Origin of the sequence: Sphingosinicella microcystinivorans, assembly GCF_003634215.1 — a bacterium.
Taxonomy (GTDB): domain Bacteria; phylum Pseudomonadota; class Alphaproteobacteria; order Sphingomonadales; family Sphingomonadaceae; genus Sphingosinicella; species Sphingosinicella microcystinivorans.
In genome coordinates this window covers 339,027-357,791 of record NZ_RBWX01000009.1, presented here as the reverse complement: position 1 = coordinate 357,791, position 18,765 = coordinate 339,027, and the positions used below count along the sequence as shown (strand labels likewise).

Here is an 18,765-nt window from a genome sequence, read left to right as displayed (position 1 = left end):
TCCCGTTCGTATTCTCGCAACGAATGCCGCGTGATCGTTAATTTCTCGCGCTTTGTCACGCCTTTATCGGTGTATCAACACTGCTATAAGCCAAAACCATGTCTCTTACGCCGCCTTCCAGCCGGCCGCGCCTGCTGCATCTGCACTCGACCTTCGATCTCGGCGGCAAGGAAGCGCGTGCCGTGCGTCTTATGAATGCGTTCGGCGATGCCTACACGCACGACATCGTGAGCGCTGTGCCTGCGGCCATCGGCGCCGCGCGGCTGATCGCCCCGCACGTGGATGCGCGCGTGCTTCAGGATTTCCCTGCGCTCGCCGGACGTCTCACCCCCGCGAAGCTGAAAGCGATCGGTGCGGCGATCACGCGCGGCAATTACGACCTCGTGCTGACCTACAATTGGGGTGCGCTCGATGGCGTGATGGCGAACCGCCTGTTCGCCCGCCGCCCGCTCGTCCACCACGAGGATGGTTTCAATGATGACGAGGCGCATCGGCAGAAGCCCGCGCGCGTGCTCTATCGCCGCCTCGCGCTGCCGTCCGCATCCGCGCTCGTCGTCCCGTCCGAGGTGCTGGAGCGGATCGCGCTCGGCCCGTGGAAGCAGCCGCGCCGCCGCGTCGTGCGCATTCCAAACGGCATCGACAGCGCCCTATTCGCTGCGCCGCCGCCAGCGGGCAGCATTCCCGGCTTCGATCGGTGTGAAGGCGAGGTCATCGTCGGCACGCTCGCGGGCCTGCGCAAGGTGAAGAACCTGCCGCGCCTCGTCCGCGCCTTTGCTGCGGCGACGCGCATCGTTTCCGTGCCGGCGCGCCTTGTCATCGTCGGCGAGGGGCCGGAGCGAGAGGCCATCGCCGCGGCCGCCGCGGACGCCGGCATTGCCGACCGTGTCCTCATGCCGGGCTTTCTCGGCAAGCCCGAAACGTGCGTGGGCCATTTCGACATCTTCGCCTTGTCGTCCGACAGCGAGCAGTTCCCGCTCAGCCTTGTGGAGGCGATGGCGGCGGGGCTGCCGGCGGTCGCCACCGACGTGGGCGACGTCCGCGCCATTGTGTCGGAACGCAACCGGCCGCTGATCGCGCCCGTCCCGGACGACATGGTGTTCGGCAGGCTCCTTGCGCGCATGATCGGCGATCCGCTGCTGCGCGCCGAGATCGGTGCCGCGAACCGTGCGCGCGTTGTCGCGGAATACGACGAGGCGGTGATGGTGGAACGCTACCGCGACGTGTATTCGCAGGCCATGGCCAGCACGACATGAAGATCGAGGACCGTTTGCGCCGCGTAATGCGACCGACGCTGCCGGGCCTGCTCGCGCGCACCCGCGATGAAGGCGGTCGGCTCCGGCGTCCGCCCACATTTTCGCCGCTCGGCAGCCTTGCGCTGCGTGTCTGCATTGTCCTTGCACTGCTCGGCGTCGCACTCGCGGGACACTGGTTCGATCGCGAAGGCTATCGCGATGCCAACGATCCCGAAAACGAGATCAGCTTTGTCGATGCCGTCTATTTCACCGCCGTCACCGTAACGACGACGGGCTTCGGAGACATTGTTCCCGTCACGAACCGTGCGCGCCTTTTCGATGCGATGGTGGTGACGCCGATCCGCCTGTTCGTGTGGTTGCTGTTCCTTGGCACCGCGTATCAATTCCTCGTCCAGCACATGTGGGAGAAGTGGCGCATGAAAAGCATCCGCGCGGGCCTGACGCAGCATTATGTCGTCGCAGGCTACGGCACCACCGGCACGGCCGCTGTCGAGGAACTCGTTGCGAATGGCGTCGATCCCCAGCGCATCGTGGTGATCGACCCGTCGCCCGCGCGCATCGAGGCGGCGCTTACTGTTGGTGTCATGGGACTGGAAGGGGATGCCACGCGCAATGAAACTCAGTCGCTCGCGCGTATCGAGGCGGCAGAGAGCTTCATCGCCTGCGGCGGGCGCGACGATACGAGCGCGCTGCTTGTGCTCACCGCGCGCCAGCTCAACCCGAACGTGCGGATCAGCGCGATCATCAAATCCGAAGACAATGAGTATCTCGTCAGGAAAGCGGGCGCCGACACCGTGATCAATCCGGTCACGCTCGGCGGGCATCTGCTGGCGCGCGCGGCGGGCGGCAGCCATGTCGTGAATTACATCACCGATCTCGTAACCGCGGCCGGGCGCGTGCAGCTTGTCGAGAGGCCCGCGAATGCCGATGAAATCGGAAAACCGCTTTCATCCTGCAAAGGCGGTCTTGCCGTGCGTATTATTCGCGGCGATCAGGCGATTGGTTTCTGGGAGCCCGGCGCGGCAATCATTGCCTCGGGCGATATCATCCTCGAAATCGTTCCGGTGACGGCCTGAAACGTCAGGCGATCGCGGCGGCCCTGTAGACAGGTTTTTCGGTGGTTCGTTCGAACACCAGGCCGCAGCGGTTACCGATCACCCACACAACACGGGCGTCGACCTTGCCGGTGGTTTCGGTCTCGAACCGAACGCGCGTGCCTTCCTCGGGAGGGGATGGGAGCTCGATCATCGCGCCGCCGAGCGAAATGTTGCGCACTGCAATCGTGCTGCGTTTCCGGCCCACCGTGATCGCGCCGGACATGCGGGTTGAAACCCGTCCACGCGCGTCGCTTGTGCTGTCTTCAATCATTCCAGCTCTCCCCCACGTTAAACAACTTGGATGCAACTCCGCTTTCTGTCTTCGTCACCAATTTCCACCCCGTCTCACGGTTCTTCAGGACCGGTTTGCGGCGGCGACTTCGGAGGACGCAGTCGCCGCCGCCGGGGTGTGACCGTGATCGGTTGAGAGGAACAGGATCACGGCCAATGAGTGTTGGTGTTCGTTCGGGCAGGAAATCAGATGAAAGGTGACCTGAGGAGTAAAAACCGGTTGCTGCAGTGGTAATTTAAGATAGATTCGGCGCCGCGCTGCGGTTTTCGGAGGGAATTCGGTGGGGCAAAATAAGCCGCTTGTAACAGTTACACGGGGAGTTTTGGAATCGCCCAACTTCCTTGTGAAATCAGGAGCATGCACCTTTAACTGAAAGTTAATACGTTTCTGTTTCGTAACGAAATGGTGTCAGAAAATAAACCAAAGGGGGAGGGAGGTCTTTAGATGCACCACGACCCCATCAAGCCGGAGGGGTCGCTCTGGCGCAGAGTGGAAGCAGAACTCGATGCGATCGAGGCTGATCCCGCTTTTCAGAGATCGCCAGTCATGCGGCGTTTGTTGCGATTTCTGGTAACGGAAACGCTTGCCGGGCGCGGTGAAACGCTGAAGTCTTATGCGATCGCGGTCGATGCCCTTGGGCGCGAGGCGAGTTTCGATCCACAAACGGATTCCTATCCCCGCGTGCAGGTCGCGCGCCTCAGAAAATTGCTTGATGCGCACTATGCGCACACGCCTCCCGTCTCGGATGTGCAGATACGTGTTCCAAGCGGCGGCTATGCCGTGGAATTCGTTGGGGAGGCGCCCGCACCTGCCAAGCCGAAAATTGTCAAATCGAAAATGGCAGCGATGCGCTACGTCGCCATCGGGGGCGCGGCAATTGCGGTTTTGTTGGCGGCATTTTTCTTCTGGCGTCCCGAACAGAATGTCTGGCGCGTTCGCAATTTCCCGGTGGTTTATCTGGCACCCGTTATAGCGCTGGATCCGGCGCAGGCACAGCGCGACGCCGCTGTCGATCTGACGGGAGGTTTGCGCGATGGGCTCGACAGATTCACCGCCGTCGATGTCTCCAACGAGCTTTCACCCGCGGCCGATTATCGGCTCGACGCGACATTGCGTGCCGTCCCTAGCGGAACGCGCATCAACGTCACGCTCACGCAGCTTGATACCGGCCGCGTGGTGTGGTCGCGTTCCGGCCTGCGCGAACCTGTCGAAGGACGTGCGTTCGATGTTGACGAGGTTGCAGCGACGCTGAGCGCGCGGCTCGCGCAGCCCTCCGGCGTCATCCACGGCGATGGTGATCAGCGGAACATCAGCATCAATACGCCCTACGGTTGCTGGCTGGCGCTGCGGTCCTTCTGGCGGATGATGCCGCCGGAAGACGAGGCGGCAGTTCGCAACTGTGTCACGACTTGGGCGAATGAAGATCCAAAATCGGCAATGGCAATGGGTGCACAGTCCTGGTTCTTGGCGCAGGATGCGCTGAAGCTGAAAGGCAAGGAGCGGGATGATCTCCTGGCACAGGCCCATCAGGAGGCGCAGAAGGCAGTAAATCTTCAGCCGAACGATCCGGGCGCGCAATATTCGCTGATGCGAACAGCGCTTTATCTGGGTCTTGAACGGCAAGCCCGTGCCGCTGCGGATCGGGTCATCTACTTCAATAGCAACAATCCCGAGTTCATGTCCGGGGTTGCCATGTTCAAGATCATGATGGGCGACCCCGATGGCGAGGCGGTGCTGCGCAAGGCGCTGTCTCTCCATGCCAACCCGCCGCAATGGGTGCAGTCGGGTCTGTTCTTTGCGGCCGTCTCGCGGGACGATGGGCCTGCCGCGCTGGTCGCTGCGGAGGATTTCCAGGTGCCTGGCGGGCCGCCGCTGCAATATGCGATGACGGCGATGGCATTGGCCCGTATCGGCCGAATGCCGGAAGCGCGCAGAGCGTGGGAAAAGGTGGTGGAGGAAGATCCCCGATACGCCAAAAATCCGGTGAGTATATTCGATCCGCTTCCCCTTGCGCCCATCGTACGCGACCGGAGCATCGCCTGGTTGCGGCTGGTCACGAACGTTTAGGGCGGATCGACTTCAGCAGTCCCGCCAGTCCATCCTGTTCGGTGGGATGCCCCTCCCCGCAAGGTGGGGAGGGGGCTGATCCGCTGATTTAATTGCGTGCAGCCGTCTGCGCCGCGAGCCATTCGTTGAAATAGGCCTCCAGCACGTCGAGCGGCACGGCGCCGTTTTCCAGAACCGTGTCGTGGAAGGCGCGGACGTCGAACTTGTCACCCAGCGCCTTTTCGGCACGCGCGCGCAGTTCGCGGAACTTGAGCTCGCCGATCTTGTAGGCGAGTGCCTGGCCCGGCCAAGTGATGTAGCGGTTCACTTCGGCGTCGACGTTTGCCGCGGAAAGCGCGGTGTTCTCCAGCATGAAATCCACCGCCTGCTGTTTCGTCCAGCCCTTGGCGTGAATGCCGGTGTCGACGACGAGGCGGCACGCGCGCCACATCTCGTATGATAGGCGACCCATGTCCTTTTCGGGCGTATCGTACAAACCCATCTCGATGCCGAGCCGTTCTGAATAGAGACCCCAGCCTTCCACGAACGCCGTGAAGAACGCGCCATGCTTGCGGAAATCGTGGAGTTCGAGTTCCTGCTGCAGTGCGATCTGCAAATGGTGTCCCGGCACCGCTTCATGGACGCCGAGCGCGGGGAGTTCGAAGAGCGGGCGCTGATCGAGTTCGGTGAGGTTGACGCGGTAAACGCCCGCGCGGCCGGCGGCGATTGCGCCCGGCTCGTAATAGGCCGTCGTATTGCCCGCCGCCTGATCGTCGGGGATCGGCAGCACTGTGTAGGGAAGGCGCGGCAGCTTGCCGAAGAGCTTCGGCAAATGGCCGTCGATCGTCTTGGCGAGCGCACCCGCGCGCAGCATCAATTCCTCGCCGGTTTTCGCGTAATATTTCGGATCGGTGCGCAGCATAGCGATGTAGGCCTTGCGATCGCCCTTGAAGCCGGATGCTTTGACGACCGCATCCATCTCCGCGCGGATGCGGGCAACCTCGCTGAGCCCGAGCTGGTGGATCTCCTCGGCGGTCTTGTCCGTCGTCGTCTGCTGGTTGATGCGGTAAGCGTAATAGGCCGCGCCGTTTTTCGTCTCGGAAATGCCGACGCTCTTTCGGCATTTGGGTGCGTATTCGGATGTGTAGAATTTAAGGAAATCGCGATAGGCGGGCGTCACCACCGTATCCACGGCCTTTTCCGCGCGCGCCTTCAGCGCGGTCCAGTCGCTGTCTGAAATCGTCGCGGGTTTCGTGCGGAACGGATACATGAAGCTGCTTTGCGCGGCGGTGGGCGCGATGCGGCCCTCGATCGTCTTTTCGAACCCCGCCATCGGCACGCACGGCTGCGTGAAGCCATCGGCGATCGCGCGGCGTGTGACGGCGATGCCGTCGGTATTCTGCTTGCCGTAGGTTTCGAGACGACCGACGTAGCTTTCGTAGTCCGCCTTGTTGAAGAACGGGGAATCGTCGGCAAGGCCCGCGAACGCCATGTGCCAGCCATAGCGGTTGGTGAACAGCACGGTGGCTTCCTGGCCGAATGCGGCGCCCGCGACGCTGCTTTCCAGGCTGCGTTTCAGGATACGGTAATCGATGCGGTCGGCCTTCGGCAGCGCGTCGATGGAAATCGCGTCCAGCCGCTTCAGGAAAGCCTTGTCGGCAGCCAGTCGCCGTTCGTATCCGGCAAGCGAGATGTCGTCGAGCTTGCCGTCGCCGCGCCTGTCACCGAGGCTGGTGGCAAGGCGCGGGTTCTCGGCGAGCGTCATCTGCCACATGTCGTCGCGCAGTTTCACGAAATCATCGGCGGGCGCGGCCCACGCACCGGATGCGATAAGTGACAGGGCGATTGCCGAAGCGCCGAGTTTCATATGGGTCTCCCTGAGGAAATTGGTATACGTCTGCACGATAAGGCGGCGGCTGGGGGGCGCAAGATGACGATATCGGAAGACGCGGAGCCTGAAGCCGCACATATGGTGGAAGACCGCCGCTTCCTCGGCCACCCCATCGGCCTGGGCTACCTTGCCTTCGCGGAAGCGTGGGAACGCTTTTCCTTCTACGGGATGCAGGCGCTGCTCGTCCTCTACATGACGAAGGAACTGCTGCATCCCGGCCATGTCGAGAACGTGGCGCTCTTCAAGCCGTTCAGCGCGCTTTACGGCGGTATCGAAGGCCAGGCGCTCGCCTCCGCGATCTTCGGCACCTATGCCGCAAGCGTCTACCTCACCCCGATCCTCGGCGGCTTCCTCGCCGACCGCGTGCTCGGCAAAAGACGCACCGTCCTGCTCGGCGCGGTCACGATGGCGGTCGGTCATTTCCTGATGGCGTTCGAGGCGGCATTCCTCTTCGCGCTGCTCTGCCTCGTGCTCGGCAGCGGCATGTTCAAGGGCAACATCGCAAGCCAGGTCGGTGCGCTCTACGGCCCCACGGACCTCCGTCGGGCGGACGCCTTCCAGATTTTCTATCTCGGCGCCAACGCGGGCGTCATCGCTTCGCCGCTCATCGTCGGCACGCTTGGCGAAATCGTGGGCTGGCATTGGGGTTTCGGCGTGGCGGGCGTGGGTATGCTCATCGGCCTTGTGATCTACCTCGCCGGCCAGAAGCACCTGCCGCGCGAGCATTTCGAGGTTCAGAGAAAAGCGCCCGCGCCGAAGCTGGAGGCCGGAGACTGGCCCGCCGTGATCGCGCTCGTTCTGCTGATCCCGGTACTTGCCGTCGCGATCGTGCCCAACAACCAGATCTTCAACGCCTATCTCGTCTGGGGTGACCAGCAGTTCGATCTCATGTTCATGGGAGAGAAGCTGCCCACGACATGGCTTGTCACGCTCGATGCCATCGTCAGCTTCAGCTTCCTGGCGCTCGTCGCGCTTTTCTACCGCTGGTACGGTGCGCGCTGGAAAGAGCCCGACGAGATCACCAAGATCATCATCGGTTCGGCCTTTTCGGTTGGGGGAATGCTCTGCCTTTACATGGCGGCGGAAACACAGGGGGCAGGGCAGAAGATCGGGCTCGCATGGCCTGTCGCATTCCACGTCATCAACAGCATCGGCTTCGCGCACATCCTTCCCGTCAGCCTCGCCTTCTTCGCGAAGGTCGCGCCGAAGGCGATCAACGCCACGGTGATCGGCCTCTATTATCTCGCCTTCTTCACCGCGAACGCGCTCGTCGGGTGGATCGGCGGCTTTTACGAAACGATGCAGACAACAGAGTTCTGGCTGCTGCACGCCGGGCTTGGGGCGGGTGCGGGTGTGGTGTTCGCGCTCTTCAAGCTCGTCATGGGCCGCCGCCTCGCGGCTTAGGCCGCAGCCGCAGTCCCAAAGCGCCGACGATAGTCGCCGGGGGTGAGGCCGACGCGTTTCTGAAAGACCTTGCGGAAGGCGCCCGCGTCCTCGTAGCCGACCTCCCACGCGATCCGGTCGACCGGACGCTTTGAAAACTCCAGCAGTTCGCGCGCCTTGCCGACCCGAAGCTGCTGGCAATATTCGGTGGGCTTCATGCCCGTCGCGCTCCGGAAGCGGCGCAGGAAGGTGCGCTCTTCCATCCCGGCATGTTCGGCCATCGCGCTCACGCTCACGTCGCGGCCGCCCTTGGCCTGCAGCCAGTGCTGCACCTTCAGGATAGGCTCGTCGCCGTGCGTCAGTTGCGGCGCGAAGGTGCTGTAGTGGCGCTGCTCGCGCCCCACGGGATCGATGAGCAGGTACTGCGCCGTCTCGAGCATTATGGAAGGCCCGAGGAAGCGGTCGACGAGGCGGAGGCCAAGATCGGTCCACGCCATCAGTCCACCCGCCGTGATGATGTCGCCGTCCTCCACGATCATCTTGTCGGCATCGAGCTTCACATCGGGGAAGCGGCGCTGGAACTTTTCTCCGAACATCCAGTGCGTTGTCGCCGTACGCCCCGCGAGGAGGCCTGTCGCAGCAAGGATGAACGCGCCGCCGCACACCGAGCCGAGCGTCGCGCCCTGCGCGTGGCGATCGAGCAGCCAGCGCGCATAGGGCTCGGTCTCCGTCGGCGTCGGCACTTTCGACAGCGCGCCCGGCACGACAAGCACGGCGGGGCACGACCCGGCGCCGGGCATCGTATCGAAACTGCGTCGGAAGCCTTCGTCGGTTCGCTCCCAGTGGCTCACCCGCAGGCGCTCGCCCCCGTGGACCTTCGATCGCTCGCCCGCGATCCAGAACAAGTCGCTGAGCCCGTGGATCATACCGAGCTGCGCGCCTGGGTAGATGACGATGCCGATTTCGGCGACTGCGCGATCGTTTGTCACTTTTGACCCCTACAATGTCGGTTCCGCCAATCCGCACCCTGCCGCAGCCTGCGTAGAACGTCCACCAGAAGCCGACGCGAATGCAGCGGCAGACAGTCAGGAAGGAACCAAATCATGAGCACGATCACCACAAAAGACGGCACCCGCATCTTCTACAAGGACTGGGGTGCGAAGGACGCGCAGCCCATCGTCTTCTCGCACGGCTGGCCGCTCACGGCCGATGTCTGGGATCCCCAGCTCGTGTTTTTCGCGAACGCCGGCTACCGCGTCATCGCCCACGATCGCCGCAGTCACGGCCGCTCCGATCAGGTGTGGCAGAACAACACGATGGACCAGTATGCCGACGACCTCGGCGAACTGATCGAACAGCTCGACCTCAAGAATGTCGTTCTCGTCGGCCACTCGACGGGCGGCGGCGAGGTGACCCGCTATGTCGGCCGGCACGGCACGGGCCGGGTCGCGAATGTGGTTCTGCTCGGCGCGGTACCGCCGCTGATGCTGAAGACCGAGGCGAACCCCGGCGGCCTGCCGCTCGAGGTGTTCGACGACATCCGCAAGAACACGTTCGGCAATCGCTCGCAGTTCTTCAAGGACATCGTCGTGCCCTTCTACAACTACAACCGCGAGGGCGCCGTGCTTTCCGAAGGCATCCGCGACAATTTCTGGCGGCAGGGCATGATGGGCGGGCTGAAGGGCCAGCTCGACTCGATCAAGGCCTTCTCGGAGAGCGATTTCACCGAGGACCTGAAGAAGATGGACGTGCCCGCGCTCATCATTCACGGCGATGACGACCAGATCGTGCCGATCGGCGCCTCGGCGCTGCTCTCCTCGAAACTCGCGCCGAAAGCGACGCTGAAGATCTACGAGGGCAGCGGTCACGGCATCTCGGAGCAGGAAGCCGACCGTTTCAACGCCGACGTTCTCGCCTTCATCAAGGGCTGAACCGTCAACAAACGATCAGGCGCCGGCGGGTGGGTCCGCCGGCGCCTTCGTTTTCAGCGCGCGGAAGCGAGGGAGGATATTTCCGTGCGCCGAAGGTCGAAGCCGCGCGCGGTCATCGCTGCGCGAGTCATGTCCACAATGGATTTGCGCGCCGTCTCGGGGGTGCCTCCGCTTAGAGGCGCAGGATCATATTCGAGCACGAGCTGCAGCATCTCGGCAACGTCGCGGCCGTGGAGCTTCTCGGCGATGTGGAAGGCGAAATCGATGCCCGCGGTGACACCGCCGCCCGAAATGCGATTCCGGTCCTCGACGACACGGTCGGCGACCGGGATTACACCGAACTGAGGCAGCAGGTCGCGCCACGCCCAGTGGCAAGCCGCCTTGTAACCGGTCATCAGCCCGGCGGCGGCGAGGATCAGCGATCCGGTGCAGACGCTGGTAATGAACTGCGCGCCTTCTGCCTGCCTGCGCAGCCACGAGAGCGCCACTTCGTCCTGCATCACCGCCGATGTGCCATAGCCGCCCGGCACGCAGATCATATCGAGCTGCGGACAGTCCGCGAACGTCGCAGTCGGCAGGAAGGTGAGGCCGCAATCGTCCGGGATGGGGTCCATCGTTTTCCACACGAAATGCAGCTTGGCGCCGGGCATTCGCGCGAGCACCTGTGCGGGGCCGGTCATGTCGAGCTGGGTCAGCTCCGGGTAGAGCAGGAAGCCGATATTGAAGGTTTCAGTCATGCTGCGTGTCCTCGGGTTGGTGGAATGTTCGTAGGCAATCCGCGGCTTGGCGGAAATGACAATGATCTGTATATTCCTGCCATGCGGACGCTTCTCCTGGCTTTTCCCGGTTTTCAGCTGCTCGATCTGTCGGGTCCTGCCGCCGTGTTCGGCGCCGCTGCGGAGGCGCTCGGCAACGGACACGAGGTTGTGACGATATCGGCGCAGGGCGGGCCGGTCGTGTCGAGCTGCGGCGTTGCGGTGGTGACAGTTCCCCTGGCCGCATCGGGCGCGGTGGATACGCTGCTGGTTGTCGGCGGCGATGGCTCCGGTCTTGAAGCGCTGATGGAGGATCGGGAGACCGGCGAATGGTTCCGGGCCGCCGCGGACGAGGCGCGCCGCTACGGATCGATCTGCACGGGGGCATTCGCGCTTGCGGCGTGGGGGCTCACAAGGGGGCGCCGGGTCGCAACGCACTGGCGCAGCGCGGAACGCCTCTCGCAGCGTTTTCCAGAAACGACGGTCGATGCCGATGCGATGTTTGTCGAGGATGGCGCCCTCTGGACCTCTGCGGGTGTCACGGCGGGGATCGACATGGCTCTTGCGATGGTGGAGCGGGATTACGGCCCGCGTCTCGCCAACGCCATCGCGCGGCGGCTGGTGCTCTCCGTGCGCCGTCCCGGCAACCAGTCCCAATATTCGCCGCTGCTCCGCGCGCAGGCAAAGGCGGCCGGACGTTATGCCGATCTCGTCGGCTACATTGCCGCGAACCTCGGTCGGAAACTCGATGTGGAAGCGCTGTCGGCGCGCGTGCGCGAAACGCCGCGCAGCTTTCACCGCAACTTTCGGGAGGCGACGGGAAAGACGCCGGCCGCTTTCGTCACTGCCGCGCGGCTCGATCGCGCGCGCACGCTGCTGGGCGAAGGCGCCCCCGTGAAGGCCGTCGCTGCCGTGTGCGGGTTCTCATCGCCTGAGCATTTCACGAAGAGCTTTTCGGGCGCCTTCGGCCTCTCGCCCGCCGCGTGGCGGTCGCTCCACGCTACTGCGTCTGCACCGCCTCGCCGGTGATCAGGTAGCCGCCCTCAAGGAAGCGCGCGACTTCATCTGCTGCCGGGTGGCCGAAGGCTTTGTATTTCGCGCGCAGCGATGTGCAGCGTTCTCCGGGTATGCGGTCAAGCCCGCTGTCGTTCAGCGTCAGCAGATCGGCTTCGAGCGCCTCGGCAAGGTCGCTGCCGTAGCATTGCCGCGCGGCTTCGAGGAACGCGGCGGCATAGCGATAGGCGTCGCCTTCCGCATAGCTCATCGCGAGCGTCAGCGCGGGTGCGAGCGTCAGCCAGGGTTGCAGCGCGGGGTTGATTGCGTGTCCCGCCACGCTCCCCGCAATGCCGTGCCGCCCGGTGAAGGCGCGCAGGTGCAGGAAGCGCGACATGCGCGGGCCGTCGTTGACGGGGTAATTGTCCCACAGCACGGGCTTGCGGCGCAATTGTTCGGCAACACTGTCGAGGTGCCCGCGCGTGAACTCGCGGCTGCAGACTTCCTCGCCGGTCCAGAACACATCCACCGCCGGATCGAGCAGGCGGCCGAGGTCTTCGAGATAATTTGCCGGCCGCGCGCCGAATACGCGGTCGAGCACGGGGTCATCGCTGTAATAGCTCGGGCACATCAACACGCGTGCGGGCAGGGTGCTTGCGGCGTGATGCACGATCGCGGCCTGCGTTTCGGCCAGGCCCGGAATGTCGCCGTGCATGTCATCGAAGAGGATCGCGATGATGTCCGGACGGAGCGCGCCCAAGGCTTTTAGCCGCGCTGTGAGCGCCGCCTTGCCTGCGCCGCCCCAGTCGTTGTGAAGCTCGTAGGGGGTCAGCCCGATGCCGAACGCCGCGCCCGCGTCGCGGCAGGCGTCGGCGAAATGCACCAACGCATCCATCGCCTCGGCAGGGTGGTCGTCCTGCCATTGGCGGCGGAGGTACGCGTCCGCCTTCGGGGCGTAGATGAAGAACGAGAAGCCATGCGGCGCGAGGCTGCGCATCACGTGCATTCGGTCAGCCCATGTCCAAGGCTCTCCGAAATAGCCTTCGATAAGGCCGAGCGGCGGTGTCGTTCCGGTCATGGCGGGACCCGTGTAGCGGCTTTCGAAAGGATGGCAAAGGCGCCGGCACCGTGCCAGAGAAGTGCCGTGAGCAAGCTTGCCGTCTCCGTTCCATTCTCCGAAGCCGTGCGGGTGTGGGCGCGGATCGGCGTGCTGTCGTTCGGCGGCCCGGCGGCACAGATCGCGCTGATGCACCGGATGCTGGTCGACGAGAAGAAATGGGTGGGCGAGGCGCAGTTCCTGCACGCGCTCAACTTCTGCATGCTGCTGCCGGGGCCGGAAGCGCAGCAGCTTGCGACCTATGTGGGCTGGCTGCTGCACGGGGTGCGCGGCGGGCTTGTGGCGGGCTTGCTGTTCATCCTGCCGGGGATGCTCGTCATGCTCGGCCTCTCGGTGCTCTACGTCACGCTGGGACAGGTGCCCGCCGTCGAAGGCCTGCTGTTCGGCCTCAAGGCTGCGGTGCTGATTATCGTCGTGGAGGCGCTCGAACGTGTCGGCCGCCGTGCGCTTGGTTCGGGGGTCGCCCGGTTGCTCGCCGTGCTCGCGTTCGCGGCGCTGTTCCTGTTCGGCGTGCCGTTTCCGGTCGTGGTGCTGGGGGCGGGCCTGATCGGCTACGTGGCGGGACGGCGCGGCTCGACGCTGTTCGCCCGCGCGCCGGGCGATACAGCGCTCGATATGGCCCCGCGCCGCAGTTCGCCGCTTGCGATCTTCAGCCTCGCAATCCTCTGGCTGGCACCGCTCGGTCTGCTCTGGCTGCTGCTGCCGGGCAGCGTCTATGCGGAGATCGCGCGCTTCTTCTCGTGGCTCGCGGTCATCACCTTCGGCGGCGCTTATGCGGTGCTCTCCTACATGGCCGACGTCGTTGTCGGCGGTTTCGGCTGGATGCGCCCCGGCGAGATGATGGATGCGCTCGGCCTTGCCGAAACCACGCCCGGCCCGCTGATTCTCGTCACGCAGTTCGTCGGCTTCATCGCGGCGTGGCGTGAGGCCGGGGGTTCGATCGGTGCGGGCGTTCTGGGCGCGCTGCTGACGACGTGGGTCACTTTCGCGCCCTGCTTCCTCTGGATCTTCGCGGGCGCCCCCTATGTCGAACGCCTGCGCGGGAACCGCGCGCTCGCAAGCGCGCTTGGGGCGATCACGGCGGCGGTCGTGGGCGTCATCGCCAATCTCGGCCTCTGGTTCGCCGTGCATTTCCTGTTCGCGCGCACCGTTCGGTTTGATGCCGGACCGTTCGATGCTGTTCTGCCGGACTGGGCGAGCCTCGACGTTGCCGCGCTCGCGCTCACCGTGCTGCTCGGCATCATCGCGTGGCGCTGGAAGCTCGGGATCGGCCGGCTGTTGCTGATCGGCATCGGCCTTGGGCTCGCCGTTCAGGCCGTGCTTTAGGAATCGACCCTGCTGCACGGCGGCGATATAGCGCGGGGCATGCGCAGCCTGATCCCTTTCATACTGCTGCTCGCCGCGCCCGCTATGGCGCAGGAGGCGGCGGACGTCCCGGGTGTTCCCGCCGAATGGTTTGCCGCGAAGGAGAGCGCAGCGGCGGCGCGCGCGCCTGATCTCGATGCCCTGGGCACGGAGGTGCTCGACCGCGCCCGCTGGTCGACCACGACGCAGGCCTGCAAGTCGCTCACACGCACCGAGCCCTATGGGCTCCAGCCCGCCACCGCCGACCGGCTGGTGAGCGAAGGGCTGAAGGCGGGGGCCTTCGTCGGCGCGTGGACGTTCTACGCGCGCACCGATTGTGCCGAAACGCCGCTTCTGCGCTACATGTACATCGCGGAGAGCGACGGGCGGCACCTCCTCCTCGTCGTCAACCGCGGCGAGGCGATCTCGACCCCGAGCCAGATGCGCGAGACGAGCAAGCTCGCCGCCAAGGCCGCGTGGGATCGCGCAAAGCAGCAGCAACCCTCGTGCGAGGTGACGAGCGTCGGCATGCGCCAGACGCGGATTGCCGCCACCGACGGCGATCTTTCACCCATGCAGTTCGGCACGCGCTTCGCCGGCGGCTGGAGCGAGGCGTGGGACTTTGTGGCTTGCGGTCGCCGCGCGACCGTGACAGTCCGATTTGAAGCCGATGGCAAGGGCGGCGCATCCGCGCGCGTGACGGACGTCACGCTGTCCTGAGCCGGGCGACAGGGATTACGGAGAGGTTATGACGGACAAGCCGACGCTGGACGCCTGGAAGGCGCTCGCCGAAAAGGAAGTGAAGGGCAAGAGCCTCGATTGGGAGACGCCCGAGGGCATCACCGTGAAGCCGCTCTACACGGCGGACGATGTGACCGCCGATCCCGGCCTGCCCGGTTTCGCACCGTTCACGCGCGGTGTCCGCGCTTCCATGTACGCCGGTCGCCCCTGGACGATTCGCCAGTACGCGGGCTTCTCCACCGCTGAGGAGTCGAACGCCTTCTACCGCCGCAACCTTGCTGCCGGGCAGAAGGGCCTCTCGGTTGCCTTCGATCTCGCCACGCACCGCGGCTATGATTCGGATCACCCCCGCGTCGTCGGCGACGTCGGCAAGGCGGGCGTCGCGATCGATTCGGTCGAAGACATGAAGATCCTGTTCGACGGCATCCCGCTCGATCAGATGTCCGTATCGATGACGATGAACGGCGCGGTGATCCCCATCCTCGCCTTCTTCATCGTCGCGGGCGAGGAGCAGGGCGTCGACCGGAAGCTGCTCGACGGGACCATCCAGAACGACATCCTCAAGGAGTTCATGGTCCGCAACACCTACATCTACCCGCCGGAGCCCTCGATGCGGATCATCTCCGATATCTTCGGCTACACCTCGCGGGAGATGCCGAAGTTCAACAGCATCTCGATTTCCGGCTACCACATGCAGGAAGCCGGCGCGACGCAGGTGCAGGAGCTTGCCTTCACCATCGCGGACGGCGCCGAATACGTGCGCTACGGCGTCGCCTCGGGCCTCGACATCGACAAGTTCGCGGGGCGCCTGTCGTTCTTCTTCGCCATCGGCATGAACTTCTTCATGGAAATCGCGAAGCTGCGCGCCGCGCGCGTGCTGTGGCACCGCGTGATGACGAACCTCGGGGCCAAGGACGAGCGCTCCAAGATGCTTCGCACGCACTGCCAGACCTCGGGCGTGTCACTGACGGAGCAGGACCCCTACAACAACGTGATCCGCACGACGATCGAGGCGATGGCCGCGATGCTGGGCGGCACGCAGTCGCTGCACACCAACGCGCTCGATGAAGCCATCGCGCTGCCCACCGATTTCTCAGCCCGCATCGCGCGCAACACGCAGATCGTGATCCAGGAAGAGACGGGGATGACCAAAGTCGTCGATCCCTTGGGCGGCTCTTACTACGTCGAAGCGCTGACGCAGGATCTCGTCGACAAGGCGTGGGAGATCATCGAGCGTGTCGAGGCCGAAGGCGGCATGGCGAAGGCTGTGGCGGCGGGATGGCCGAAGGCAATGATCGAGGAAGCCGCCGCCGCGCGTCAGGCCCGCGTCGACCGCGCCGAGGACGTGATCGTCGGCGTCAACAAGTACCGCCTCGCCAACGAAGACCTGCTCGAAACGCTCGAGGTCGACAACACCAAGGTCCGCGAATCGCAGATCGCGCGCATCAATGCCGTGAAGTCTGCGCGCGACGAGGCCGCCTGCCGCGCCGCGCTCGACGCGCTGCGTGCGGGCGCCGCGAAGCCTTCCAGCATCGAAAACAACCTCCTTGCGCTTGCTGTCGAAGCCGCGCGCGCACGCGCCACGCTCGGCGAAATCTCGTCGGCGATGGAAGAGAGCTTCCAGCGCTACGGCACCACGCCGACGCCGGTGAAGGGCGTCTATGCGGCGCCCTACAAGGGCGACAGTCGCTGGGACCAGGTTGTGGAAGGCGTCAAGGCCGTAGAACGCCGTCTCGGCCGCAAGCCCAAGCTCCTCGTCGCCAAGATGGGCCAGGACGGGCACGATCGCGGCGCCAACGTCATCGCGTCGGCCTTCGGCGACATGGGTTTCGACGTGGTCTCCGGGCCGCTGTTCCAGACACCTGAGGAAACCGTGGTGCTTGCGCTCGAAACCGGCGTCGATGTCGTCGGCGCCTCGTCGCTCGCCGCTGGGCACAAGACACTCATCCCCGAGCTGATCCGCGGCCTGCGCGAGCAGGGGCGCAGCGACATCAAGGTGATCGCGGGCGGTGTCATCCCGCCGCAGGACTATGATTTCCTGCGCGATGCGGGCGTTCAGGGCATCTACGGCCCCGGCACGAACGTTGTAGAGTGCGCGGCGGACGTGCTGCGCCTTCTCGGCCACAACATGCCGCCCGCAGGGCTTGCCGAAGCGGCGGAGTAAGCGCCCCCGCGTTTGCGCGGTCCGATTCGGACCCGAACCGAAACCGTGATATGTCTCCCCGTCTCCAAACAGGGGAGACACGTCATGACCTACCGGAAATTTGTCTCGCTTTGCGTTGCGTCCGCGTTTGTCGTTGCCTCACCCGTCGCCGCGCAGGACACGGCGAAAAAGCGCGAGAACGTCTCGTATCACGTCATGGAGTTCGTGAAGTACAAGGAAGGCAAGGGCGAGCGCGCCTACGAGATCGTGAAGAAATATTTCGATCCCGCGTCCGTGGCTTCGAAGACTCCGATCCCCGAAGAATACCATGTGCAGTACGGCGATTGGGACGACGTGCTCGTCTGGCCTATGAAAAGCGGGGCCGACATCGAATGGCAGTATTCGCCCGACGACGTCGCCTGGTTCGCGGAACTCCACAAACTGACCGGGAGCAAGGAAGCTTCCGAAAAGCTGCTCGAAGAGTGGAGCGGCCTCATCGCAAACCGAAAGCGCTCCATCGTGCACCGGCATTTACCGAAAAAATAATGGGCGTACGGGAGGGGCTTTTCGCCCCTTCCGCGTTCAGCGCGTGACGGGTTTTCGGCGGCCCACGATGATACCCGCAAGGCCGAAGCCAAGCAGCGCGAATATGCCCGACATCGGCGGTTTCAGGGCCATTTCCGCGAAGGTCGCGGCGTTCGAGATATAGCTTGTGGCGGCGGCCTTGCCATTCACCGTTGCGTGTCCCGTGGCGACGACGATACGGCCTTGCTCCTCGACCAGCTCGTTGTCGGAGAGCGTCGCGGCGTTGGCGGGCGCAGAGCGGTTGGCGAAGAATGTCACGATACCCGGCGCGCGGTTCACGAAGCGGTTGCCGCTCACGCGCACCGGACCCGGCGGATTGATGTAGCTGCCGCCCTTCCGCATCTCGAAGCCATAGGCAATGGCCGTGCAGCAATTGTCCGGGCTCGGGCCCTTTACCAGCAGATTGCCGCTGATCGTCGCCGCGCCGCCTTCCGGCAGATCGATGAGGTAGGAGGCCGAGCCGTTCGTGTCGTCGATCCGGTTGCCCGTGATCCGCGTGTCGAGCGCGCGGGATTTGATGTAGTGGCCGCGCGCGCCGCGCTCGAATGTCGATCCCGTCACCACCAGCCGTGCGATGCCGTTCGCATAAACGGCATGGCCGACGCGGTCCTGCGCGCGGCTGGCCGTCTCCGTGAAGCGCGAACGGCGCACGGTCAGCACGCTGCCATCAACGCCGTTTGCAAGGATTCCCATCTCGTTCCCGATAAAGCGAGCGTCGGTCACGCTGAGGTTGCGGCCCTCGGCCCGGATGCCCGCGCCGTTTCCGTCCGCTGCGCGGGCGCCTTCGAATGTCAGCCCCGCGATCGTCACGTCATCTCCGACGATCACGAACAGACCCTTGCCGCCCACGGTGTTGCCGTTCACCACGACGCTGCCCGGCACGGCGTTCGCTGCGGCGCGGATGGTAAGCCCGTCGGCATGGAAGCGCGCGCCTGCGTAGATCCCGGGCGCTACGATGATGGTGTCGCCGCCCTTCGCGTCGCGCGAGGCTTCCGTCAGCGTCGCATAGGGACCGTTGCCGCCGACCGCGAGCGTCGCCGCGGATGCGCCCGCCGAGCCCGTTGCGAGGGCCGCTGCCAGAGCGAGTCTCAGTGTCATGTCCGCAGACCTCGTCATTGCCGTCATGCCGCGCGTGCCCATCGACAGCGCGCGCCGCTCATGCCCTCTGAATGATGACGGTTTCAATCGCACATC

At 64.6% G+C, this 18,765-nt stretch carries 16 protein-coding genes; 10 read left to right on the top strand and 6 right to left on the bottom strand.

Going from position 1 to position 18,765, the window contains the following annotated elements; all coding sequences use genetic code 11:
* The first annotated feature begins 98 nt into the window (after window positions 1–98).
* Window positions 99–1,253 (top strand): glycosyltransferase family 4 protein, encoded by a 1,155-nt coding sequence (locus tag DFR51_RS14065; protein WP_121052233.1) that lies wholly within the window; start codon window positions 99–101, stop codon window positions 1,251–1,253.
* Window positions 1,250–2,329 (top strand): potassium channel family protein, encoded by a 1,080-nt coding sequence (locus tag DFR51_RS14060; protein WP_243445470.1) that lies wholly within the window; start codon window positions 1,250–1,252, stop codon window positions 2,327–2,329. Before DFR51_RS14065 ends, DFR51_RS14060 begins: the two co-directional genes overlap by 4 nt.
* A 4-nt stretch (window positions 2,330–2,333) precedes the next feature.
* On the opposite strand, the gene DFR51_RS14055 is transcribed toward DFR51_RS14060, so the two are convergent.
* Complete coding sequence (locus DFR51_RS14055) at window positions 2,334–2,621, bottom strand: PilZ domain-containing protein (protein WP_121052231.1); 288 nt, start codon at window positions 2,619–2,621, stop codon at window positions 2,334–2,336.
* Between the two features lie 465 nt (window positions 2,622–3,086).
* Here DFR51_RS14055 and DFR51_RS14050 point away from each other — a divergent pair, with 465 nt between their 5' ends.
* Entirely contained in the window at window positions 3,087–4,709 is a 1,623-nt protein-coding gene (locus DFR51_RS14050) for a hypothetical protein (RefSeq protein WP_121052229.1), read from the top strand.
* Between the two features lie 88 nt (window positions 4,710–4,797).
* Here the strand turns inward: DFR51_RS14050 and DFR51_RS14045 are convergent, their stop codons facing one another.
* Window positions 4,798–6,555, bottom strand: coding sequence for a DUF885 domain-containing protein (locus DFR51_RS14045; protein ID WP_121052227.1), 1,758 nt, complete (start codon window positions 6,553–6,555; stop codon window positions 4,798–4,800).
* Window positions 6,556–6,618: 63 nt separating this feature from the next.
* On the opposite strand from DFR51_RS14045, the gene DFR51_RS14040 reads away from it, so the two are divergent.
* The gene (locus DFR51_RS14040; protein WP_243445469.1) at window positions 6,619–7,983 is read left to right on the top strand and encodes a peptide MFS transporter; all 1,365 of its coding nucleotides are present in this window, start codon (window positions 6,619–6,621) and stop codon (window positions 7,981–7,983) included.
* Here the strand turns inward: DFR51_RS14040 and DFR51_RS14035 are convergent.
* On the bottom strand, window positions 7,980–8,951 hold the full coding sequence (locus DFR51_RS14035) for a GlxA family transcriptional regulator (RefSeq protein WP_174234231.1): 972 nt from the start codon (window positions 8,949–8,951) through the stop codon (window positions 7,980–7,982). The genes DFR51_RS14040 and DFR51_RS14035 overlap by 4 nt on opposite strands.
* Before the next feature lie 114 nt (window positions 8,952–9,065).
* On the opposite strand from DFR51_RS14035, the gene DFR51_RS14030 reads away from it, so the two are divergent.
* Complete coding sequence (locus DFR51_RS14030) at window positions 9,066–9,893, top strand: alpha/beta fold hydrolase (RefSeq protein ID WP_121052225.1); 828 nt, start codon at window positions 9,066–9,068, stop codon at window positions 9,891–9,893.
* A gap of 53 nt (window positions 9,894–9,946) precedes the next feature.
* On the opposite strand, the gene DFR51_RS14025 is transcribed toward DFR51_RS14030, so the two are convergent.
* Window positions 9,947–10,630, bottom strand: a complete 684-nt coding sequence (locus DFR51_RS14025) for a DJ-1/PfpI family protein (RefSeq protein ID WP_121052223.1) — start codon at window positions 10,628–10,630, stop codon at window positions 9,947–9,949.
* Between the two features lie 81 nt (window positions 10,631–10,711).
* Between DFR51_RS14025 and DFR51_RS14020 the strand changes: the two genes are divergently transcribed.
* On the top strand, window positions 10,712–11,677 hold the full coding sequence (locus DFR51_RS14020) for a GlxA family transcriptional regulator (RefSeq protein WP_121052536.1): 966 nt from the start codon (window positions 10,712–10,714) through the stop codon (window positions 11,675–11,677).
* Here DFR51_RS14020 and DFR51_RS14015 read toward each other — a convergent pair.
* A complete protein-coding gene (locus DFR51_RS14015) occupies window positions 11,649–12,719 on the bottom strand; it encodes a beta-N-acetylglucosaminidase domain-containing protein (protein WP_121052221.1) in 1,071 nt (356 codons plus the stop codon). The genes DFR51_RS14020 and DFR51_RS14015 overlap by 29 nt on opposite strands.
* A gap of 30 nt (window positions 12,720–12,749) precedes the next feature.
* Between DFR51_RS14015 and chrA the strand changes: the two genes are divergently transcribed.
* From chrA to DFR51_RS13995, 4 genes are all read left to right on the top strand, one after another.
* Window positions 12,750–14,084: a chromate efflux transporter gene (chrA, locus tag DFR51_RS14010; RefSeq protein ID WP_121052219.1), complete on the top strand. Its 1,335-nt coding sequence runs from the start codon at window positions 12,750–12,752 to the stop codon at window positions 14,082–14,084.
* A 39-nt stretch (window positions 14,085–14,123) separates the two neighbouring features.
* Entirely contained in the window at window positions 14,124–14,822 is a 699-nt protein-coding gene (locus DFR51_RS14005) for a hypothetical protein (RefSeq protein ID WP_121052217.1), read from the top strand.
* A gap of 28 nt (window positions 14,823–14,850) precedes the next feature.
* Complete coding sequence (gene scpA / locus DFR51_RS14000; protein ID WP_121052215.1) at window positions 14,851–17,007, top strand: methylmalonyl-CoA mutase; 2,157 nt, start codon at window positions 14,851–14,853, stop codon at window positions 17,005–17,007.
* Window positions 17,008–17,091: 84 nt separating this feature from the next.
* Window positions 17,092–17,532, top strand: coding sequence for a hypothetical protein (locus DFR51_RS13995; RefSeq protein WP_121052213.1), 441 nt, complete (start codon window positions 17,092–17,094; stop codon window positions 17,530–17,532).
* Between the two features lie 36 nt (window positions 17,533–17,568).
* Here the strand turns inward: DFR51_RS13995 and DFR51_RS13990 are convergent, their stop codons facing one another.
* Entirely contained in the window at window positions 17,569–18,669 is a 1,101-nt protein-coding gene (locus DFR51_RS13990) for a right-handed parallel beta-helix repeat-containing protein (RefSeq protein ID WP_160119290.1), read from the bottom strand.
* Window positions 18,670–18,765: the final 96 nt, after the last annotated feature.